Here is a 20,672-nt window from a genome sequence, read left to right as displayed (position 1 = left end):
CGGCCGCACCCGCGGCACCCATCGACCCGGAGAGAGACGCATGACCCAGGACCCCACCGCCGCCGACACCTACCCCGGGCTCGGGCGCGTACTGGTGATCATCCCGACCTACAACGAGGCGGAGAACATCCGCCCGATCACCGAGCGGCTGCGGAAGTCGGTGCCCCAGGTCCATCTGCTGGTCGCCGACGACAACTCTCCGGACGGCACCGGGCAGATCGCCGACGAGCTGGCCGCCGCCGACGACCATGTGCACGTGCTGCACCGCAAGGGCAAGGAGGGGCTGTCCGCGGCCTATCTGGCCAGCTTCCGCTGGGGCCTGGAGCAGGGTTACGACGTGCTCGTCGAGTTCGACGCCGACGGATCGCACCAGCCCGAGCAGCTGGACCGGTTGCTCGATCGGCTCGCCCAGGGCGCCGACATGGTCAAGGGCTCGCGCTGGGTGAAGGGTGGCTCGGTGATCAACTGGCCCAAGCAGCGCGAGTTCCTCTCCCGCGGCGGCAGCCTCTACACCCGGCTGATGCTCGGCATCCCGGTCAAGGACGTCACCGGCGGGTTGAACGCGATGCGCGCCGAGCTGCTCCGCGCGATCATCGGTGACATCGACGCCAAGGGCTTCGGCATCCAGCGCGACCTCACCTGGCACGCCTACCGCAACGGTTACCAGGTCGTCGAGGTGCCGATCGACTTCAAGGAACGGGAACGCGGCAACTCCAAGCTGGGCAAGGATGTCTTCGTCGAGGCGCTGAAGCAGACCACCGTGATGGGCCTGCAGCACCGCGGCCGGCAGGTCCGCCGGCTGCTCGGCCGCGGCCAGACCAGCGGCAAGGCGGGGATGGATCAGCCCGAGGCCGGCAAGCGGGCGTGATGGCTGCCGCGCCGCGTCGCCGACCCTGGCTGGTACCGCTGCTGGCGGTGCTGTTCCTGGTCGTCACGATGACCGAACTGTGGGTCATCCTGCAGCTCGGCGGGCTGCTCGGGCTGATCCCGACGCTGCTGCTGATGGTGCTGTCCTCGGTGGCCGGCGCCTGGCTCACCAAGCGCGAAGGGGTGCGGGCCTGGCGGGCGTTGAACAAGGCCCTCGCCTCCGGGCAGATGCCGCAGGGGGAACTGGCCGACGCCGCCCTGGTGCTGTCCGGCGGCCTGATGCTGTTCTTCCCGGGCTTCATCACCGACGCCGTCGGGCTGATCTTCCTCATCCCGTTCACCCGGCCGGCGGCCCGCTGGCTGCTCGGTAAGGTGGTCGGGGCGAAACTGCGGAACTACCAGCCGCCCAACCCGCTCTCCGGGATGGGCGCGGCGGGTCCGTTCCTCCGGTCGGGACCGGGGGCGTACCCCGAGGACGACGATGCCCGACCGCGCAACGGATCCTGGCAGGATCCGTCCGGAGGCCGGGCATCGGGTTACGGGGATGAGGGCGTGGTGATCGAGGGTGAGGTCATCGACGACGATCCCGACCCCGATCACCGCCGCCGCTGACGCGGTCGGTCAGTCCTTGCCGCGGAGCAGGTCGAGCCGCTCGGCGAGCAGGTCCTCCAGCTCCGGGATGGACCGCCGCTCGCGCAGCATGTCCCAATGGGTGCGGCCCGGCTTCTCCTCCTTCACGGTCATCGGTACGCCGTCGGAACGGACGCTCTCCTGACCGCAGCGGGGGCATTCCCAGCTGGTCGGCAACTCCGCCTCCTCGGCGAAGGTGCGGGTGAAGTGGTGCCCCTGTGGACAATCGAAACCGATCTCGGTCCGGGGGGCGAATTCGATGCTGGTCTCGTCCTCGAAGCTCTTGGCGCCGAGACCGGACCCGCGCAGTGAACGATCTGCCATGGCAACCTCCAGTGTGTCTGCCCCCGTGCAACGCCTGCGGGACGCGTTCTGTTCCCCCAATGTAGCGCGGGTCACAACGACTTCTCCGGGTGGTGGGGGCCGCTTCGCTACGGTGTCGGCCATGCGACCGTTGCCACGATTCTGGGCCGTCCGCGAGGACACCGTCCGCGGCCCCGACGCCCGCGATCAACTGGTCCGGATGTGGGGCTGGTCGACCGATTCGTTGGCCGATGCGACCCGGGTCGCGGGCGAGCGGGTGGCCCGGCTCGCCGAGACCTGGCGGCTCGGCCGGCGTTGGGACGAGTACTATCCGCGGATCCCGCTGCGCGAGGAGGTGCTCGGCGATCTGACCACCGGCGACGGCACCCTGGTCGGCGTGGTCACCCGGATCCGTTACGGAGCGGAGGTGCTGAACACCGATGCGCTGCTGATCGCCGATCTGGATCTGCCGCTGGATACGGGCTGGACCTTCTGGCGCGGGCTGTTCGGCCGCGGTCCTGATCCGGCCGCGGTGGCCGCGGCGGAGGAACCGATCCGGGCCCGGGTCGCTGCCCTGGTCGCCCGGCGACCCGACTGGGGCATACACCTGTATCGCACGGCGGCCGGTTTCCGGCTGCTGGTCACCGGCAGCGGCGCCGAACCGGCCGGACCGGTGGCGGCCGCGGTGCTGGCCGAGCTGGGCAGCGATGAGGTGTACGCCCGGCTCTGCGCCAGTCATCAGACCTACCGGGCGCGGCTCACCCCGAAGCCGTGGCGCGCCGAGAAGAAGCTGGGTGCGCTGGTGCGCTGGCCACCGGGCGACCCGAAACGGGAGCGGCGCTACCGCGACTGGATCGCCCGCTACGACCGGGCCGCTGCGGCGTACGCCACCTGCCGGCTGGAGGAGCGTCGCGGGCCCGGCCCGGCGACCGAGGCCGAATGGTTGCTGCTGACCACCCACGACCGGGTCACCCGCGCCGAATCGGGACTCCCGCTCGCCTGAGTGTTGGGCTCAGGAGCCGTCGCGCAGCAGGGCCACGTCGCTGACGAGTTGCACGTGGGTGTGCATCGCGCGCGCCGCGGCCTGCGGATCGCCGGCGCGGATCGCGTCCAGGATCGCCCGGTGGCCCGCGAGCGAGGCCTGGGGGCGGCCGGGTTGACCGAGCGACTGCAACCGGGTCTCCCGGATCAGGTCACCGATCTCAGCCATCAGCCGGGCAAGCAGCAGTGAGTGTGCCGCGGCGGTGACCGCGCCATGGAAGCGTTCGTCGCCATCGACCCCGCGGCCGCCGGCGTCGATGTCGGCGGCCATCTCCTGCAGCGCCTGTTCGATCCGTGCCAGATCGGCCTCGGTGCGCCGTTCGGCGGCCAGCGCGGCGATCTTGGTCTCCAGCGCGTCGCGGGTCTCGATGATCTCCGGCAACCGGTCGGCATGATCCCGGATCGCCTCGGCGATCCGATCACCGTGCGGGTGCCCGGTGATCACCGTCCCGTCACCGTGCCGGACCGCCACCGCTCCGACGACCTCCAGGGCGACCAGGGCCTGGCTCAGCGTCGTCCGGCTGACCCCCAGGCGCTGGGCGAGCTCCCGTTCGGGCGGCAGTCGGTCACCGGGCTGGAGGCCGTGTTCGGTGATCCAGCCGGAGATCTGCTCGGACACCTGTTCGTAGAGCCGCGCGCGGGAGACGGGCGCGGGAAATGAGTCGGCCACGGGCCCAGCCTATTGAATCCTGGGCCATTGTCCTATTGGCTGGGCCACTGAGCCAATGGGTCGAACTCGTCGATCAGGTTCGCGCAGCCGACAGGGAGGTCGATGCATGGGTCCGGAATGGGTGGCGATCATCGCGCTGATCGCATTGTTCGTGATCGGCACGGTGCTGCCGATCAATATGGGTGCGCTCGCGTACGCGGCCGCCTGGCTGGTGGGCATGTTCTCGATGAACCTGTCCGAGAAGGAGATCCTCAACGGGATCAGCGCCGACCTGGTGCTGACCCTGATCGGGGTCACCTATCTGTTCGCGATCGCCAGACAGAACGGCACGGTCGACCTGATCGTGCGCAGAGCGGTCGCCTCGGTCGGCGGCCGGGTGGCGCTGATCCCGTGGGTGATGTTCGGGGTGACGGCGCTGATGACCGCGATCGGGGCGGCCAGCCCCGCCGCCTGCGCGATCGTCGGCCCGATCGCGTTGGGCTTCGCGGCCCGCTATCGGATCAACCCGCTGATGATGGGCATGTTCGTGGTGCACGGCGCCCAGGCCGGCGGATTCTCACCGATCTCCATCTTCGGCACCGTGACCAACTCGGTGATGCGGCGCGCCGGATTCGCCGATGCTCCTCTGCTGATCTTCTTCGCCAGCCTGGCCATCAACGCCGCGCTGGCGGTGGTGCTGTTCGTCCTGCTCGGCGGACGCCGGCTGGTCACCCTCCGGATCGACCGCACCGGCGAGCTGGTGCTGACCGGCGGCGGCGCCGCCGCCGCCGCGAGCGGCACCGCCTCGGCCGTCCGAGATCGCAGCGGGCGGGCCGATCGGCACTCCGGCACCGGCGCCGGCCCGACCGTCGGCGTACCCGCGGACGAGGATCACCCCGGCACCACCCGCGAGCACGTGCTGACCCTGCTCGCGTTCGCCGCGGTGGCGGTGGTCGCGCTGGGCTTCGACAAGAACATCGGGTTCACCGCGATCACCGCGGCCGTGCTGCTGTCCATCCTGAACCCGGGTTCCTACAAGGACACGGTCAAGCAGATCGCCTGGCCGACGGTGCTGCTGGTCGCTGGCGTGAGCACCTATGCCACGGTGCTGACCACCGCCGGCTCGCCGGAGTTCATCGGCAACTGGGCCGCCGGTCTGGGCGCGGTCGCGATCGGGGCACTGATCCTCTGCTACGTCGGCGGGATCGTCTCGGCATTCGCATCCTCGACCGCGCTGCTGCCGGTGATCATCCCGATCGCGATCCCGCTCGTGGTGCAGGGTGGGCTCTCCCCGGGGCTGTTCGTCGCCGCCCTGGCGATCAGTTCGACGATCGTCGACGTCAGCCCGTTCTCCACCAACGGGGCACTCATCCTCGCCAACCGGCCGGACACCGTCGACGAACGAACGTTCTACCGCCAGATCCTCACCTATGCGACCGTCATCACTCTTCTCGGACCGCTGCTGGTCTGGGCCGCACTCGTCCTGCCGGGGGTGATCGCATGATGACCGGGCCGCTGCAGGACCTGCTGGTGATCGACCTGTCCCGGGCCCTGGCCGGCCCGCACGCCACCCAGATGCTCGGCGACCTCGGCGCCCGGGTGATCAAGGTCGAGGCACCCGGCCGGGGGGACGACACCCGCGGCTGGGGGCCGCCCTTCGTCGGCGACCCCGGACGGCGCGAGTCCACCTATTTCCTCTCCGCCAACCGCAACAAGCAGTCGATCGTCCTGGACCTGAAGGACGCCGGTGACTGCGACCTGCTGCGCGACCTGATCGATCGGGCCGATGTGCTGGTGGAGAACTTCCGCACCGGGGTGCTGGATCGACTCGGTCTCGGCATCGACACCCTCCAGCGGCGCAATCCGCGGCTGGTGGTGCTCTCGATCACCGGTTTCGGCCACGACGGCCCCGAGGGCGGACGTGCCGGTTACGACCAGATCGCGCAGGGTGAGGCCGGGCTGATGTCACTGACCGGTTCCGGGCCGGTGGACCCGCAACGGGTCGGTGTACCGATCGCCGATCTGTTGTCCGGGATGAACGGCGCCTACGGCGTGCTCGCCGCCCTGCACGAACGGGAGCGGACCGGTCGGGGGACGGTGGTCCGCACCTCGCTGCTCGCCTCGGTCATCGGCGTACACGCGTTCCAGGGCACGCGCTGGACGGTGGCCGGCGAGGTCGGCCGCGCGCAGGGCAATCAGCATCCCTCGATCGCGCCCTACGGGCTGTTCCGGTGCCGGGATGGGGCGGTCCAGATCGCGCTGGGCAGCGAGGGGTTGTGGCGGCGGTTCTGCGCGGCCTTCGGGATCGACCCGTCGACTCCGGGGCTGGCCAGCAACTCCGAACGCGTGCTCGGGCGCGAGCTGACGATCAAGACGGTCGAATCGGCCTTCGCCGACTGGGACGCCGAGCCGCTCGCCGACCGGCTCGCCGAGATCGGCGTACCCGCGGGCAAGGTGCGCAGCCTGGATGAGGTGTACGCCTGGGATCAGGTCGCCAGCCAGGGGCTCGTCGTCGAGGTGGATCATCCGAGTCTGGGCACGGTCCGGCTGCCCGGCCCGCCGCTGCGGTTCTTCGACGCCGACGGCGCCGAGGTGACCCCGACCGGCCACCGGGCGCCGCCGACGCTCGATCAGCACGCCAGGTCGATTCGCGACTGGCTCGGGAGGGCAGCGTCGTGACCCACCGCTGGAGTGCGCGTGAACTGCTGGACCTGGTCCTCGATGCAGGCAGCCTGGAGTCGTGGGACCGGCCGATAGAGCTGAGTGGTCACGAGCCCGGTTATCGCGCCGAACTCGAGGCGGCGGCGACGCGGGCCGGCACCGACGAGTCGGTGCTCACCGGCCGTGGCCGGATCCGGGGCCGGGCCGTCGCCGTGATCGTCAGCGAGTTCGGCTTCCTCGGCGGCTCCATCGGCCGGGCCGCGGCCGACCGGATCACCAGCGCGGTCCACCGGGCGACTGCCGCGGGGCTCCCGATCCTCGCCTCAACCGCCTCCGGTGGCACCCGGATGCAGGAGGGTACGCCGGCTTTCCTGCAGATGGTGGGGATCAGCCGCGCGCTGATGGATCACAAGGCGGTCGGCCTACCCTACCTGGTGCACCTGCGCCACCCCACGACCGGCGGGGTGTACGCCTCCTGGGGCTCGCTCGGGCACCTCACCGTGGCCGAACCGGGTGCGCTGGTCGCCTTCCTCGGACCGAAGGTCTATCAGGGACTGCACGGCCGCCCGTTCCGCCCCGGCGTCCAGACCGCCGAGAATCTGGCCGCTGTCGGGGTGATCGACGGGGTCGCCGCGGCCGAGGAGCTGCCGGCGCTGGTGGAGCGAGCCCTCCGGGTGCTGGTCGACCCACCCGGCGATGGCGCCGGGATGCGGCGAACGGCACCGCGGCCCGCCGCCGGTCGGCGTACCGCCTGGCAGACGGTCGAGCAGACCCGGCGTCCTGATCGGATCGGCGTCCGGGACCTGCTGGCCCATGGTGCGTCCGACACGCTGCAATTGCGCGGTACCGGCTAGGGGGAGCGCGACTCGACGCTGGTCGTCGCGCTGACCCGGCTGGCCGATCGACCCTGTGTCCTGGTCGGGCAGGACCGCAGCCGGCAGACCCCCGGTCACGAACTCGGTCCCGGTGCGCTGCGCGAGGCGCGGCGCGGCATGCGGCTCGCCGAGGAGCTCGGGCTGCCGCTGGTGACGGTCATCGACACCCCCGGTGCCGAACTGTCCGCGCGGGCCGAGGAGGGCGCGATCGCACCCGAGATCGCCCGCTGCATCGCCACCCTGGCCAGCCTGCGGGTGCCGACGGTGTCGGTCCTGCTCGGTCAGGGCTGCGGCGGCGGTGCGTTGGCGCTCTTCCCGGCGCGCACCGTGATCGCCGCCGAGCAGGCCTGGCTCGCTCCGCTGCCGCCCGAGGGGGCGAGCCTGATCGTGTTCGGCGACCTGGAACACGCGGCGGAACTGGCTGATCGGCAACGGATCCGGGCGGTCGATCTGCTCGCCGACGGCTTCGTGCAGCGGCTGGTACCCGAGCGCGCGGACGACACAGCGGCCGAGCTGGCCGCCGCCGTGGTGGCCGAGATCGGTGCCGCGCTCGGTGAGCAGAGCGTCGGCCGGGCCCCGGAAACGCTGTCACGGCAAGAAATCGCGGGGTAGTGTCCTTCAGGAGCCGACTGCGATCAAAGGAGAGCGCAATGCCCAGAACCTTCGTTCTCATCACCGGTGCCTGGCACGGTGGCTGGGCCTGGCACCCGGTCGCCGAACACCTGCGGGAGGCCGGTCACCGGGTGTTCACGCCGACGCTGCCCGGCCTGCGCGACGGCGACGAGCCACGGAACTACGAGTTGGGCGATGTGGTCGACCATGTCGTCGGCATGATCGAGGGCGAGGATCTGCGCGAGGTCACCCTCGTCGGGCACAGCTGGGGCGGGTATGTGATCACCGGTGCCGCGCCGCGGATCTCGCAGCGGCTGAGCAAGCTCGTCTACTGGAGCGCATTCGTCCCCGCGGCCGGCCGCCCGCTGCTGGATGAGGTGCCGCCGCACTATCGGGAACTGTTCGAGGGCCTGTCGGCGGCCTCGGGCAACAACTCGGTGATGCTGCCGTTCGAGGTCTGGCAGGCGGCGTTCATGCAGGACGCCGACGAGCCGGTGCAGCAGGTCATCCACGAGCTGCTCGTCCCGCAGCCGATGCAGTATTTCACCACCCCGGTCGAACCCGTCGTACCGGCCGAGCTCGGCATCGATGCGGCCTATCTGCTCGGGGCCGACGACATCGCCCTGCCGCCGGGGGAGTACGGCTGGGAGCGCTTCCCCGAGCGGCTCGGCGTGTCCGCGGTCGAGGTACCGGGTACCCACGAGGCACTGTTCACCCGGCCCGAGGAACTGGCCGAAGCCTTCCTGAAGGCCTGAGTCAGGTCCACAGGCCGCGGGCCCGGCAGACCTCCTTGAGCAGGTCCGGGCGGTCGGTCACCAGGCCGTCCACCCCGAGATCGATCAACCGCTCCATCTCGGCCGGGTCGTCGATCGTCCAGACGTGCACCTGCTGACCGGCCGCGTGCGCGCGGGCGATCAGCCCGCGGCTGACGATCGGCACCTCACGACCGGCGATCGGCCACCGGACCGGCACCTGGAAGGCGACACCGTCGTCGTGCAGGTAACGGGGGAGGACCGGCAGGAATGCCGACCAGGCGACCCCGGGCGGGTTCACCGAGGTGGCGACCTGGGTGCCCATCAACCGGCGGAAGGCGGACAGCCGCTCGCGCGAGAAGGAGCCGACGCAGACCCGGTCCTGGGCGTGCAGGGCGGCGAGCACACCGGCCAGCGGTTCGACCGCACCGGGGGCCTTGATGTCGATGTTGAAGAACTGTTCGTCGAAGGTGTCGAGCAGCTCGGCCAGTGTCGGGATCGGTTCACCACCGACCCGGATCTGCTGCAGTTCCGACCAGGGCAGGTCGGCGATCAGTCCGGTGGCGTCGCCGTCGCAGACCCGGTCCAGCCGGTCGTCGTGGAAGGCGACGAGTACGCCGTCAGCGGTGACGTGCACATCGGTCTCCAGCCACCGGTAGCCGAGCGCGACGGCCTGCGCGAAGGCGAAGACGGTGTTCTCCCGGCCGACGTTCTCCGGCAGCAGCGAGCCGCCACGGTGGGCCAGCGGGATGAAGGGGGCGTCGAAATAGCGGTAATCGGCGGCGCGTGGGGCCATGGCGGTCAGCGTACGCCCGGGAGCTGGCGCAGCACGGCCAGGACCGAATCGGGCAGCCACCCCGGGGCGCCGAAGATCAGCATCGAGCTGTAGAGGCCGGTCAGCGCACAGATCGCGACGATGCACCAGAACACCGCCTTGCGCCGCCGCGGCCACTTGCGGAAGTCGTCGAAGCGGGCCTTGAACCAGTACATCAGGTCCTGCGCCCACTCGAACTCGCTGGCCCAGACCGCCAACCCGGCAAGGAAAAGCGGGATCCCGCCCGGTCCGGGAAGCGGGCCGGTGATGATGGCGGCGATCATCAGCAGCACACCGAGGACGGCGACCCCGATCCGGTAGAAGAACAGCTTGCGCGGGTCGCGGCGGATCTTCGCCCGCCACTTCCAGCGATCCTCATCGGCATCGATCAGGTGCGGATGCCGGTCGTGGTGCCGATGGGCACCGGTCGCCGGCTCCGCCCCGGGGTCGCTGATCGCGTCGGCATCATCCTCCCCGTGCGGGCCCCGATCGGTGCGCATGGCCCAACCCTATTGGTGGCTCCAACAGGCGCGGGTCGGGGCATGGCAGGATTCCTCCGGTGACCACCATTCTCTCGATCCAGTCCTCGGTCTCCTACGGCCATGCCGGCAACTCCGCCGCCGTCTTCCCGATGCAGCGGCGCGGTGTCGACGTCTGGCCGGTGCACACGGTGACCTTCTCCAACCACACCGGCTACGGTGCCTGGCGCGGGCCGCTGCTGGCCGCCGAAGACATCGCCGATGTGGTGATGGGGATCGACGAGCGCGGGGTGCTCGGCCAGGTGGATGCGGTGCTGTCCGGTTACCAGGGCGGTGAAGCGGTCGGCGCGGTGATCCTGGACGCGGTCCGGCTGGTCCGCGACCGCAACCCGCAGGCGCTCTACTGCTGCGATCCGGTGATGGGTGACATCGGCCGCGGCTTCTATGCCCGGCCGGGGATCCCGGAGTTCTTCCGCGACCAGGTGGTGCCCCAGGCCGATGTGATGACCCCGAACCATTTCGAGCTGAATTTCCTCACCGGCACCGAATCCGGCTCCCTGGAGGAGGTGCTGGCGGCGGTGGACGCGCTGCGCGCCCGTGGCCCGAAGACGGTGCTGGTCACCTCGGTGACCCACGCCGGCCAGCAGCCCGGCACCCTCGACATGCTCGCCGTCGACGACGACGGGGCCTGGCTGGTCACCACGCCCCTGCTGGAACGCAACTTCACCGGTTCGGGGGATCTGACCACCGCGATGTTCCTGACCGCGCTGCTGGACGGAGTCGGTACGCCGCAGGCGCTGGGGCGTACCGCCGCCATCGTCTTCGGGGTGCTGCGGCGGACCGCCGAACTCGGCCACGACGAACTCCGCCTGGTCGACGCCCAGGACGAGATCGCCGACCCCTCCGAGACCTTCGAGGTCCGCCAGGTCCGCTGAGCCCCGCGCTCACGCCGGGAGGCGAGCGTCAAGCAGCGCGTCCCCGCGATGCAGGCCCACAAAGGAGAAATCCCCGCGTCACGCCACTCGACCACCGAGAGACGCGCCGCGGGGATTTCGACGACTGGGCCGAAGAGCGGGGTCATGGCGCGCTGCGCGCGAGCCGACAAGAATCAATCCCAGAAGACCTGGATGTCGGCGCCGATCTTGTTCAGCCGGGTGGCCAGGTCCTCGTACCCGCGGTTGATCATGTAGACGTTGCGCAGCGTCGAGGTGCCGCGGGCGGCCAGCATCGCCAGCAGGATGCAGACACCGGGACGCAGCGCCTGCGGGCAGACGATCTCGTGGGACCGCCAGCGGGTCGGGCCGTTGACGCTCAGCCGGTGCGGGTCGAGCAGCTGGATGTTCGCACCGAGCTGGTTCAGCGGCAGCATGTGCACCGAGCGGTTCTCATAGACCCAGTCGTTGATCAGGGTCTGGCCCTCCGCGGCCGCGGCGATCACCCCGAAGAACGGCAGATTGTCGATGTTCAGGCCCGGGAACGGCATCGGGTGGATCTTGTCGATCGGTGCGGTCAGCTGCGAGGGGTGCACCGTCAGGTCGACCAGCCGGGTCCGGCCGTTGCCCGAGGTGTACTCCTCGGACATGTCGAAGCGCAGGCCCATCTCCTCCAGGATCGCCAACTCGATCTCCAGGAACTCGATCGGCACCCGGGTGATGGTCAGCTCCGACTCGGTGACGATGGCCGCGGTGAGCAGGCTCATCGCCTCGATCGGATCCTCCGAGGGGGCGTAGGTGACCGAGTCGGGCACCTCGTTCGGGTCGATGCCGGTCACCTTCAGAGTGGTCGAGCCGAGGCCCTCCACCTGCACACCCAGCTCCTCCAGGAAGTAGCAGAGGTCCTGGACCATGTAGTTGGAGCTGGCATTGCGCAGCACGGTGGTACCGGGGGTGAGGGCGGCGGCCATCAGCGCGTTCTCGGTGACGGTGTCACCGCGTTCGATCAGCACGATCGCCCGCTCGGGTGCCCGCTTGTCGCTGGTCGCCTGGTAGTAGCCCTCGGTCGCGGTCACCTCGAGGCCGAAGTGGCGGAGCAGCTGCAGGTGCGGCTCGACGGTCCGCGAACCCAGGTCGCAGCCACCGGCGTACGGCAACTGGAAGGTGGGGTAGTAGTGCATCAGCGGGCCGAGGAACATGATGATCGAGCGGGTACGCCGGGCGGCCTCGACATCCATCTGGTCCAGCCGCAGCTCGGCGGGCCGGGTCAGGGTGAGGTCGCGGCGGTCCTCGGACCAGATCGCCTCGACGCCGATGCTGGTGAGCACCTCGAGCAGGCGGTTCACCTCCTCGATCCGGGCGATGCCGCGCAGCACGGTCTTGCCCGGTACCAGCAGTGACGCGCAGAGCAGCGCCACGGCGGCGTTCTTGGAGGAGCGCACCTCGATGGAACCGGACAGTGTCGTCGGGCCGTTGACCCGCAGATGCTCGGTCCCGGTCGCGCCCACCGAGATCAGCTCGGAGTTGAGTGCGGCGGCGATCCGGTTGATCATGTCCACACTGAGGTTCTGGTTTCCGGATTCGATACGATGGATCGCGCTCTGGCTGGTGCCGATGTGGTCGGCCAGCTGTTGCTGGGTGAACCCGCGGTGCTTGCGGGCGTCCCGGATGATCGTGCCGATGCGGTCGAGTGAGGTCTCAGTCACCGGAATACCGTAACTCATATAAGAGATATTGCAACTCGGGTTGCCCGCGTGTCGGCGCGAGTGGGCGCAGTTCGGTACTGAACCCTAGAGTTGGGCCCATGAGCTCACACTTTGATGTCGTTGTCCTGGGCGCCGGCCCGGGCGGCTACGTTGCCGCCATCCGTGCCGCCCAGCTGGGTCTGAAGGTCGCCGTGGTGGAGAAGAAGTACTGGGGTGGCGTCTGTCTCAACGTCGGCTGCATCCCCACCAAGTCGCTGCTGCGCAACGCCGAGATCGCGCACATCGTGACCAAGGAGGCCAAGACCTTCGGCATCCATGGCGACGTCACCATGGACTACCCCACCGCCTACACCCGCTCCCGTCAGGTGGCCGACAAGATGGTCAAGGGCGTGCACTACCTGATGAAGAAGAACAAGATCACCGAGATCGACGGCTGGGGTGACTTCGTCGACGCGAAGACGCTCAACATCACCGGGGGCAAGGACGAGGGCCAGGTCACCTTCGACAACTGCATCATCGCCACCGGTTCGGTGACCCGGATGCTGCCCGGGGTCGAGGTCAGCAAGAACGTGATGACCTATGAGGAGCTGATCCTCGCCGACGAGGTGCCGTCCTCGATCGTGATCGCCGGCTCCGGTGCGATCGGCATCGAATTCGCCTACGTGCTTGCGAATTACGGCGTCGACGTCACCGTGGTGGAGTTCCTGGACCGGATCGTCCCGACCGAGGATCCCGAGATCAGCAAGGAGCTCGCCAAGGCGTACAAGAAGCTCGGGGTGAAGCTGATGACCTCGACCAAGGTGGAGTCGGTGGTCGACAACGGCGACGGCGTCGAGGTCACCGTGGCGCCGGCCCAGGGTGGCGACCAGCAGGTCCTGAAGGCCGACAAGATGCTGTCGGCCATCGGCTTCGCGGCGCGCACCGAGGGCTACGGTCTGGAGAACACCGGGGTACGCCTGACCGAGCGCGGTGCGATCGACATCGACGAGTTCATGAAGACCAATGTCGACGGCATCTACGCGATCGGCGACGTCACCGCCAAGCTGATGCTGGCCCACACCGCCGAGGCGCAGGGTGTGGTGGCCGCCGAGGCGATCGCCGGGGCCGAGACCATGCCGATCAACTACGACATGATCCCGCGCGCGACCTACTGCCAGCCGCAGGTCGCCTCCTTCGGCTACACCGAGGAGCAGGCCCGGGAGAAGGGCTACGACGTCAAGGTCGCCAAGTTCCCGTTCTCCGCGAACGGCAAGGCCAACGGGCTCGGCGAGACCGCCGGTTTCGTCAAGGTGGTCGCCGACGGCAAGTACAACGAGATCCTCGGCGCCTCGATGATCGGCCCCGACGTCACCGAGCTGCTGCCCGAGCTGGTGCTGGCCCAGATGTGGGACCTCACCGCCGACGAGGTCGCCCGCAGCATCCACGCGCACCCGACGCTGACCGAGACCCTCAAGGAAGCCGTCGAGGGTATCGCCGGGCACATGATCAACCTCTGATCCGAACCCCCTGGAGCCCGACGTGCTGATGGACACCGACCCCACCGACACCGCCGAGACCGACCAGACCGGTCAGAGCGACGCCCCACCGGACGCCGCGGGATCAGCCGCACCCAGCGAACACCGGGAGGTGCTGCAGACCGGGACCGGCTGGTTCCCGGTCTGGTTCACCGCAGGCCTGGCGGTGCTGGTAGTCGCCGGTGGGGTGGTGCTGCAGGGGTTGCTGCCGCCGCTGCGCGGCCGGGAGTTCGCCGATCCGGTGACCAATCAGCTCGCCGGGCTGCTCGATCTGATCAGCCAGCTGGCGATGCTGATCACCTTCGGCCTGCTGCTGGCGGCGGTCGCGTTCACCCCGAGCCGACGCCGGCAGCACCGGTTGTCGGAGACCGGTCGGGGCCTCGCCCGGCTCGCCGGTCGGACCGCGGCGGTCTGGTTCGCGGCCAGCCTGCTGATGGTGCCGCTCACCGCGGGGGAGAACAACGGGGTCTCGCTGCTGGTCGCGGTCCGCGCGCTGGGGCCCTTCCTGTCCGCCACCCAGCCCGCCGCGGCCTGGCTGGTACCGGCGGCGATCGCGCTGATCACGCTGCTCTGCGCCCGCCGGGTCCGCACCATCGGTGCCACGCTGACGCTGCTGATCGTCGGTGCGGTCTGGCAGCTCGCCCCGGTGCTCACCGGCAACGTGTCGGTGGGTGCCGACCACGACTTCGGCTCGGACGCCGCGATCATCGCCACCCTGGCCCAGACCGTGGTGATCGCCGCCTCGGGCGCGCTGCTGGCCGCGCCCGCGGCGGCGGCCGACGAGCCGATGCTGCTACGCCGCCAGCGGCGGTTCGCCGGCTGGGCGCTGCCGTTCGTGCTGGCCGGATGGGCGGTCGTCACCTGGTACGAGCTCGCCGGCACCGCACCGCTGGCCACCTTCTACGGGATGCTGAAGGTGATGGCGCTGGCCCTGTGGCTGCTGGTCGGCGTACGCCTGCTGGCGAGCCTGCTGTTGCGTCGGCCGCGCAACCGGCTGGCCGTCGGGGTGGATCTGGCGATCGCGATCCTGGCGGTCGGCTGCCAGGTCGCCACCGCGCACATGGCACCGCCGCGATTCCTGATCACACAGGAATCCACGGCGATCAACTATCTCGGCTACGACCTGCCGAATCCGCCCACACTGGCCGCGCTGGTGCTGCCCGGGCGGCCCAACATGCTGCTCACCACCGTGTCGGTGCTGGCGATCGTGATCTATCTGGTCGGTTACGCGATCCTGCGGCGCCGGGGCATCGCCTGGCCGATCGTGCGGGTCGGTGCCTGGGTGGCCGGCTGGCTGGTCATGCTGTGGGCGGTCAGCTCGGGCATGTGGTCGTTCTCCGGTGGCACCTTCTCCAAGCACATGCTGGTGCACATGACGGTGAACATGCTGGCCCCGGCGCTGATCGTGCTCGGTGGGCCGATCACCATGCTGCTCCGCGTGCTGCCGAGCAGCCGGGACAACACCCCCGCCGGCGTGCGGGAGCTGGTCACCGGCATGATCGGCTGGAAACCGTTGGAATACCTGCTGAATCCGGTGCTGGTCGGGCTGCTCTTCGTCGGCTCGTTCTACGTGGTCTACTTCTCCGACCTGTTCGGCTATCTGATGCGGTACCACTGGGGCCACCAGCTGATGACGGTGCACTTCATGCTCAGCGGCCTGATCTTCTTCGGCATGGTCGCCGGGGTGGACCGGATGCCGCGCGAACTGCCGCACCTGGCGAAACTGGGCATGCTGTTCGCGGTGATGCCGTTCCACGCGTTCTTCGCGGTGGCGCTGCTGTCGACCGACGGGATCATCGCCGAGAACTACTATCGATCCCTGGCCCTGCCGTGGATGACCGATCTGCTGGAGGACCAGAAGCTGGGCGGCCAGTTCACCTGGGCCCTGGGTGAGCTGCCGATGCTGGTCGTGGTGGTCGCGCTGCTCGTGCAGTGGTTCCTGCAGGACTCCCGCGAGGCGAAGCGCAAGGACCGGGCGATGGACACCGGACTCGACGATTCCTATGAGGCGTACAACGAAATGCTGAAGAAGCTCTCCGATCGGGCGGACCGATGAGCACGCCCGGATCGACGCTGGATGGCACGCTGCCCGAGCAGCAGACCGACCGGGTCGAGCTGCTGGTTGGCGGGATGACCTGTGCCGCCTGCGCGACCCGGATCGAGAAGAAGCTGAACAAGCTCGAAGGCGTGCACGCCACGGTCAACTACGCCTCCGAACGCGCGCTGGTCGAGGGCGCCTCCGCCGAGGACGCGATCGCGGTGGTGAAGAAGGCCGGCTACACCGCGATGGAGGCCACCGGCGACGACTCCGAGCTGGGCCGGATCTCCGAGCAACGGGTCCGTACGCTGCGGCTGCGGCTGGCCGTGGCGGCGGTGCTGACGATCCCGCTGGCGAACCTGGCGATCGTGCTCGCCCTGGTGCCGAGCCTGCGCTTCCCGATGTGGGAGTGGCTGTGCGTGGCGCTGGCGGTCCCGGTGGTGTTCTGGAGCGCCTGGCCCTTCCATGTCGCCACCTGGCGCAATCTGCGCAACCGCTCGTTCAGCATGGACACCCTGGTCTCGCTCGGGGTGCTGTCGGCGTTCAGCTGGTCGTTGATCTCGATCATCTGGCGGACCCCGGACACCGAGGGTTACTGGCTCGGTTACGGGATCACCCCCGCCGGTGCCGATGCGATCTATTTCGAGGTGGCCGCCGCGGTCACCACCTTCCTGCTCGCCGGCCGCTACTTCGAGGCACGCGCCCGGCGCAGCGCCCAGGGGGTGCTCGGCGCGCTGAACCAGTTGGCGCCGAAGCAGGTGCGCCGGCTCGCCGACGACGGCACCGAGGAACTCGTACCGGTCGCCACCCTGCGCGCCGGGGATCGGTTCCGGACCCGCTCCGGGGAACGGTTCGCCGCCGACGGCACCGTTCTCGAGGGCAGCTCGGCGGTCGACACCTCGATGATGACCGGTGAACCGGTACCGGTCGAGGTCGGGCCGGAGGCGGCCGTCCTGGGTGGCACGGTCAACGTGACCGCGCCGCTGGTGGTGCGCGCGACCCGGGTCGGTGCACACACCCAGCTGGCCCAGATGGCGGCGCTCGCCGAACAGGCCCAGCTGCGCAAGGCGAAGGTGCAGCAGCTGGTCGACCGGGTCGTCGGCTGGTTCGTCCCGGCGGTGCTGCTGATCGCCGCGATCACCCTGATCGGCTGGTTCGGTACCGGCCATGGGGTGCGGTCCTCGGTCAGTGCAGCGCTCTCGGTGCTGATCATCGCCTGCCCGTGTGCGCTGGGTCTGGCGACGCCGACCGCGCTGATGGTCGGGGTCGGCCGCGGTGGCCAGCTCGGCATCCTGATCAAGACCCAGGAGGCGCTGGAGGCCAGCGGTGCGGTGGACACGGTCGTCTTCGACAAGACCGGCACGATCACCGAGGGTGCGCTGACCCTGGAGTCGGTGCACGCGGTGGGGGAGCTCCCGGAGGCTCGGGTACGCCTGCTCGCGGCCGCGGTCGAGGGCCAGTCGGACCATCCGCTGGCCCGGGCGATCGCCGGTGATCCGACGGTGGGGGAGCTGCCGGTGGTGAGCCAGGTGGAGACCCCGACCGGGCAGGGCGCCACCGGGGTGGTCGACGGGCAGCGGGTGGTGGTCGGCAACGAGGCGATGCTGGCCGACTACCGGGTGGCCGAGGTCCCCCAGGTGGCCGCGGAGATCGTCCGGGCCGCCCGGGACCGGGGCGCGACCCCGGTGCTGGTCGCCGTCGACGGCGCGGTCGTCGGCGTGCACGTGCTGACCGACCGGGTACGCCCGTCCGCGGCCGAGGCGGTTCGCCGGCTGCAGGCGCGCGGTCTGCGGACCGTGCTGCTCACCGGTGACCACGAACAGGCGGCCGCGGCCGTCGCGGCCCAGGTCGGCATGGACGATTTCGTGGCCGGGGTGCTGCCGGCCCGCAAGGCCGAGGCGGTCGCCGAGCTGCAGGCCGCCGGCCACCAGGTCGCCATGGTGGGCGACGGCATCAACGACGCCGCCGCACTGGCCACCGCGAACCTCGGCCTGGCGATGGTCTCGGGCACCGATATCGCGATGAAGTCGGCCGATGTGATCCTGGTCCGGGAGAACCTCAACGTGGTGCCCGATGCGATCAATCTGTCCCGGGCCACCCTGCGGACCATCCGCGGCAACCTGATCTGGGCCTTCGGCTACAACTGTGCGGCCATCCCGCTGGCCGCCGCCGGTCTGCTGAACCCGCTGATCGCCGGCCTGGCGATGTCGCTGTCGTCGCTCTTCGTGGTGGCGAACAGCCTGCGGTTGCGCAGCCGCTCCCTCGGCTGAGCCGGCGGCACGTGCGGGATGAGTCCGAGGAATGATCATGGAATATCCGGCCCTTCAGTCGAACTATTCAAATATAAGTACGAATATTCCATGGTCATTTTCCGCTCTGGCAGGATGACCCCATGACGGAGAAGGACCACGACCTCTGGCTCACCGGTGATGCCGCCTCGGATCGCCTGCTGAGCACCGATGCCAACGCGCTGCTGCTCGGCATGACCCTGGATCAGCAGGTGCCGATGGAGAAGGCGTTCAGCGGGCCGGCGGTGATCGCGCAGCGGATGGGCGGCACCCTCGACGTGGCGAAGATCGCGGCGATGGACACCGAGGAGTTCGTCGCCCTCTGCTCCGAGAAGCCGGCGATCCACCGCTTCCCCGGGTCGATGGGCAAGCGGGTGCAGCAGGTCTGCCGGGCGCTGGTCGATGACTACGACGGTGACGCGGAGAACATCTGGGCCGGTGTCGACGACGGTGCCGAGGTGCTCAAACGGCTCAAGGCGTTGCCCGGTTTCGGTGATCAGAAGGCGAAGATCTTCCTTGCCCTGTTGGGAAAGCAGTGGGGTATCACGCCGAGTGGCTGGCAGCGGGCCGCCGGCGACTACGGCAAGGACGGTTTCCGTTCGGTCGCCGACATCACCGACAACAGCTCCCTGCAGAAGGTCCGCGAGACCAAGAAGCAGGTCAAGGCGGCGGCCAAGAAGGCGGCCGCCGACAAGGCCGCCCAGGCGTGACCCCACCCCTGCCGCCGGGTGTGCGGCTGGTGGTCGCCGGCGTGCTCGTGCGCGACGACCGGATCCTCGCCACCCGGCGTACCCGACCCGCCGCACTGGCCGGATTCTGGGAGTTCCCCGGGGGCAAGGTGGAGGCGGGGGAGACCCCGGTCGCGGCGCTGGCCCGCGAACTCGCCGAGGAGCTCGGCATCGGGGTCACGGTCGGAGCGGAAATCGAATCCGCACAGGGATCCTGGCCGATCTCGGAGACGCTGCGGATGCGGGTCTTCTGGGTGGCCAGCGGGGACGAGCCGCATCCCGGTGACGCCCATGACGCGGTCCGCTGGTTGCGGCGGGCGGAACTCACCGACCCGGCCTGGGTACCGGCCGATGTGGCGGTGGCCGCGTTGCTCGCCGAGCGGCCCTGGCCCTGAGCTAGCCTTGCCGCCATGCAGACCCCCGTGCCTGACTACCTCGCCGAGATCCTGAACGACTGCAACAGCAATGACGGAGGGGAGTTGGCCGACTACATCCCCGAGTTGGCCCAGGCCGATCCGAACCAGCTCGGTGTCGCCATCACCACCCTCGACGGGGTGACCTATTCCGCCGGTGACGATGAGGTGCAGTTCTCGATCCAGTCGATCTCCAAGCCCTTCGCGTACGCCCTGGCGATCGAGGACCGCGGCCTGGAGGCGGTGCTCGAGGTGGTCGGCGACGAGCCCACCGGTGATGCGTTCAACGAGATCTCCCTGGAACCCGACACCGGCCGCCCGCGGAACCCGATGATCAACATCGGCGCGATCACCACGCACTCGCTGGTCGGCGCACCCGGACTGGATGTGGCGGCCCGCTTCGAACGCGCGCGCAGCGGGATGTCGGCGTTCGCCGGTCGGGAGCTGGAGGTCGATGACGCGGTCTTCGAGTCCGAGGTCGCCACCGGGTACCGCAACACCGCGCTGGCCTATCTGGTCCGGGCCCGCGACAAGATCTCCGAGGACCCGGGCATCCTGGTCCGCGAGTACACCCGGCAGTGCTCGCTGCTGGTGAGCGTGCGGGACCTCTCGGTGATGGCGGCGACGCTGGCCAATGGCGGTACGAATCCGGTGACCGGCGTCCAGGTCGTCTCGCCGCGGGCGGCCCGGCAGGTGATGAGCGTGATGTTCACCTGTGGCATGTACGACGCGGCCGGTGACTGGGTCTCCCATGTCGGCATCCCTGCCAAGAGTGGTGTCGCCGGCGGCATCATCGGTGCCCTGCCGGGGCAGTGCGGGCTGGGCACCTTCTCACCCCGTCTGGATTCCTTCGGCAACAGCACCCGCGGCGTACAACTCTTCGAGCGGCTCTCCGAAGACATGGGCATGCATCTGATGGGTACGCCGCCCAATGCGCTGTCGGTGCTGCGCGATCAGGTCGAGCTGGTACCCGGGCTCGACGGGCCGGATGCCCGGCTGGTGGTGGTGCAGGGGGCGGTGAACTTCGCCGGCGCGGAGCAGGTGCTGCGCCAGCTGGTCGAGCTGTCGCCCGGCGGCCAGGAGGTGATCCTGGACGTCTCCCGGGTGGCCTCGATCGACAACGTGGGCCGCCGGATGGTCCTCGAGGGGATGCGCCGCCTCGGCCTCGATGGCCACCCCCTGACGCTGGTCGATCCGGAACAGATGCTGCCCGACCCGGACACCGGCGGTGAGCCGGTGCGCGTCGTGGAATCCCTGCCCGGCTGACCACTCGGTTGACCAGCCCGGCCCCGATTTTGTCAGGGGTTATGCACCGTCGCGGAGCCCGACACGGTGAGATAGTCCCCAAGAGTTCGGTGGGGCGCGCGGCT

At 69.7% G+C, this 20,672-nt stretch carries 20 protein-coding genes; 15 read left to right on the top strand and 5 right to left on the bottom strand.

The window, feature by feature from the left end:
- Positions 1–40: 40 nt before the first annotated feature.
- Together C8D81_RS04225 and C8D81_RS04220 are read left to right on the top strand one after the other, a co-directional pair.
- A complete protein-coding gene (locus C8D81_RS04225) occupies positions 41–868 on the top strand; it encodes a polyprenol monophosphomannose synthase (protein WP_094429624.1) in 828 nt (275 codons plus the stop codon).
- A complete protein-coding gene (locus C8D81_RS04220) occupies positions 868–1,479 on the top strand; it encodes an FxsA family protein (RefSeq protein WP_094429623.1) in 612 nt (203 codons plus the stop codon). The genes C8D81_RS04225 and C8D81_RS04220 overlap by 1 nt, the downstream gene beginning before the upstream one ends.
- Before the next feature lie 9 nt (positions 1,480–1,488).
- Here C8D81_RS04220 and C8D81_RS04215 read toward each other — a convergent pair whose 3' ends face one another.
- Entirely contained in the window at positions 1,489–1,821 is a 333-nt protein-coding gene (locus C8D81_RS04215) for an RNA polymerase-binding protein RbpA (RefSeq protein WP_133625610.1), read from the bottom strand.
- A gap of 121 nt (positions 1,822–1,942) precedes the next feature.
- Here C8D81_RS04215 and C8D81_RS04210 point away from each other — a divergent pair, with 121 nt between their 5' ends.
- Positions 1,943–2,803, top strand: coding sequence for a hypothetical protein (locus tag C8D81_RS04210; RefSeq protein WP_133625609.1), 861 nt, complete (start codon positions 1,943–1,945; stop codon positions 2,801–2,803).
- A 9-nt stretch (positions 2,804–2,812) separates the two neighbouring features.
- On the opposite strand, the gene C8D81_RS04205 is transcribed toward C8D81_RS04210, so the two are convergent.
- On the bottom strand, positions 2,813–3,511 hold the full coding sequence (locus C8D81_RS04205; RefSeq protein WP_133625608.1) for a FadR/GntR family transcriptional regulator: 699 nt from the start codon (positions 3,509–3,511) through the stop codon (positions 2,813–2,815).
- A gap of 106 nt (positions 3,512–3,617) precedes the next feature.
- Here C8D81_RS04205 and C8D81_RS04200 point away from each other — a divergent pair, with 106 nt between their 5' ends.
- The 5 genes from C8D81_RS04200 to C8D81_RS04185 are packed head-to-tail and all read left to right on the top strand — an operon-like array spanning position 3,618 to position 8,393.
- Positions 3,618–4,994 carry an SLC13 family permease gene (locus C8D81_RS04200; protein ID WP_133625607.1) on the top strand — a complete coding sequence of 459 codons (1,377 nt, stop codon included), beginning with the start codon at positions 3,618–3,620 and terminating at the stop codon, positions 4,992–4,994.
- A complete protein-coding gene (locus C8D81_RS04195) occupies positions 4,991–6,169 on the top strand; it encodes a CaiB/BaiF CoA transferase family protein (protein WP_324614814.1) in 1,179 nt (392 codons plus the stop codon). The genes C8D81_RS04200 and C8D81_RS04195 overlap by 4 nt, the downstream gene beginning before the upstream one ends.
- Positions 6,166–7,005, top strand: coding sequence for an acetyl-CoA carboxylase carboxyltransferase subunit beta (locus C8D81_RS21475; RefSeq protein ID WP_229237913.1), 840 nt, complete (start codon positions 6,166–6,168; stop codon positions 7,003–7,005). Before C8D81_RS04195 ends, C8D81_RS21475 begins: the two co-directional genes overlap by 4 nt.
- Before the next feature lie 18 nt (positions 7,006–7,023).
- Complete coding sequence (locus C8D81_RS21470) at positions 7,024–7,638, top strand: carboxyl transferase domain-containing protein (RefSeq protein WP_267873113.1); 615 nt, start codon at positions 7,024–7,026, stop codon at positions 7,636–7,638.
- A gap of 38 nt (positions 7,639–7,676) precedes the next feature.
- A complete protein-coding gene (locus C8D81_RS04185) occupies positions 7,677–8,393 on the top strand; it encodes an alpha/beta fold hydrolase (RefSeq protein WP_133625606.1) in 717 nt (238 codons plus the stop codon).
- 1 nt (position 8,394) lies between these two features.
- Here C8D81_RS04185 and C8D81_RS04180 read toward each other — a convergent pair whose 3' ends face one another.
- Entirely contained in the window at positions 8,395–9,186 is a 792-nt protein-coding gene (locus tag C8D81_RS04180; RefSeq protein WP_094358524.1) for a glycerophosphodiester phosphodiesterase, read from the bottom strand.
- A gap of 5 nt (positions 9,187–9,191) precedes the next feature.
- Positions 9,192–9,704 carry a PGPGW domain-containing protein gene (locus tag C8D81_RS04175; protein ID WP_094358522.1) on the bottom strand — a complete coding sequence of 171 codons (513 nt, stop codon included), beginning with the start codon at positions 9,702–9,704 and terminating at the stop codon, positions 9,192–9,194.
- A gap of 59 nt (positions 9,705–9,763) precedes the next feature.
- Here C8D81_RS04175 and pdxY point away from each other — a divergent pair, with 59 nt between their 5' ends.
- Entirely contained in the window at positions 9,764–10,618 is an 855-nt protein-coding gene (pdxY, locus tag C8D81_RS04170; RefSeq protein WP_094358520.1) for a pyridoxal kinase PdxY, read from the top strand.
- A gap of 173 nt (positions 10,619–10,791) precedes the next feature.
- Here pdxY and C8D81_RS04165 read toward each other — a convergent pair whose 3' ends face one another.
- Positions 10,792–12,339, bottom strand: coding sequence for a helix-turn-helix domain-containing protein (locus C8D81_RS04165; protein WP_094429620.1), 1,548 nt, complete (start codon positions 12,337–12,339; stop codon positions 10,792–10,794).
- Positions 12,340–12,419: 80 nt separating this feature from the next.
- Here C8D81_RS04165 and lpdA point away from each other — a divergent pair, with 80 nt between their 5' ends.
- The 6 genes from lpdA (at position 12,420) to C8D81_RS04135 (ending at position 20,568) form a co-directional block, all read left to right on the top strand.
- Positions 12,420–13,817 carry a dihydrolipoyl dehydrogenase gene (lpdA, locus tag C8D81_RS04160; protein WP_094358516.1) on the top strand — a complete coding sequence of 466 codons (1,398 nt, stop codon included), beginning with the start codon at positions 12,420–12,422 and terminating at the stop codon, positions 13,815–13,817.
- 28 nt (positions 13,818–13,845) lie between these two features.
- Positions 13,846–15,891, top strand: a complete 2,046-nt coding sequence (locus tag C8D81_RS04155) for a cytochrome c oxidase assembly protein (protein ID WP_094429619.1) — start codon at positions 13,846–13,848, stop codon at positions 15,889–15,891.
- On the top strand, positions 15,888–18,143 hold the full coding sequence (locus C8D81_RS04150) for a heavy metal translocating P-type ATPase (protein ID WP_133625604.1): 2,256 nt from the start codon (positions 15,888–15,890) through the stop codon (positions 18,141–18,143). Before C8D81_RS04155 ends, C8D81_RS04150 begins: the two co-directional genes overlap by 4 nt.
- A 122-nt stretch (positions 18,144–18,265) precedes the next feature.
- Positions 18,266–18,871: an HhH-GPD-type base excision DNA repair protein gene (locus tag C8D81_RS04145; RefSeq protein ID WP_094425402.1), complete on the top strand. Its 606-nt coding sequence runs from the start codon at positions 18,266–18,268 to the stop codon at positions 18,869–18,871.
- Positions 18,868–19,284, top strand: a complete 417-nt coding sequence (locus C8D81_RS04140) for a (deoxy)nucleoside triphosphate pyrophosphohydrolase (protein WP_229119408.1) — start codon at positions 18,868–18,870, stop codon at positions 19,282–19,284. Before C8D81_RS04145 ends, C8D81_RS04140 begins: the two co-directional genes overlap by 4 nt.
- Before the next feature lie 15 nt (positions 19,285–19,299).
- Positions 19,300–20,568 (top strand): glutaminase, encoded by a 1,269-nt coding sequence (locus C8D81_RS04135; RefSeq protein ID WP_094429617.1) that lies wholly within the window; start codon positions 19,300–19,302, stop codon positions 20,566–20,568.
- The last annotated feature ends 104 nt before the right edge of the window (positions 20,569–20,672 follow it).

The organism is Enemella evansiae (assembly GCF_004362375.1).
Classification (GTDB): domain Bacteria; phylum Actinomycetota; class Actinomycetes; order Propionibacteriales; family Propionibacteriaceae; genus Enemella; species Enemella evansiae.
Note: the sequence above shows the minus strand (reverse complement) of the source record. Positions and strands in the feature narration are given on the sequence as shown.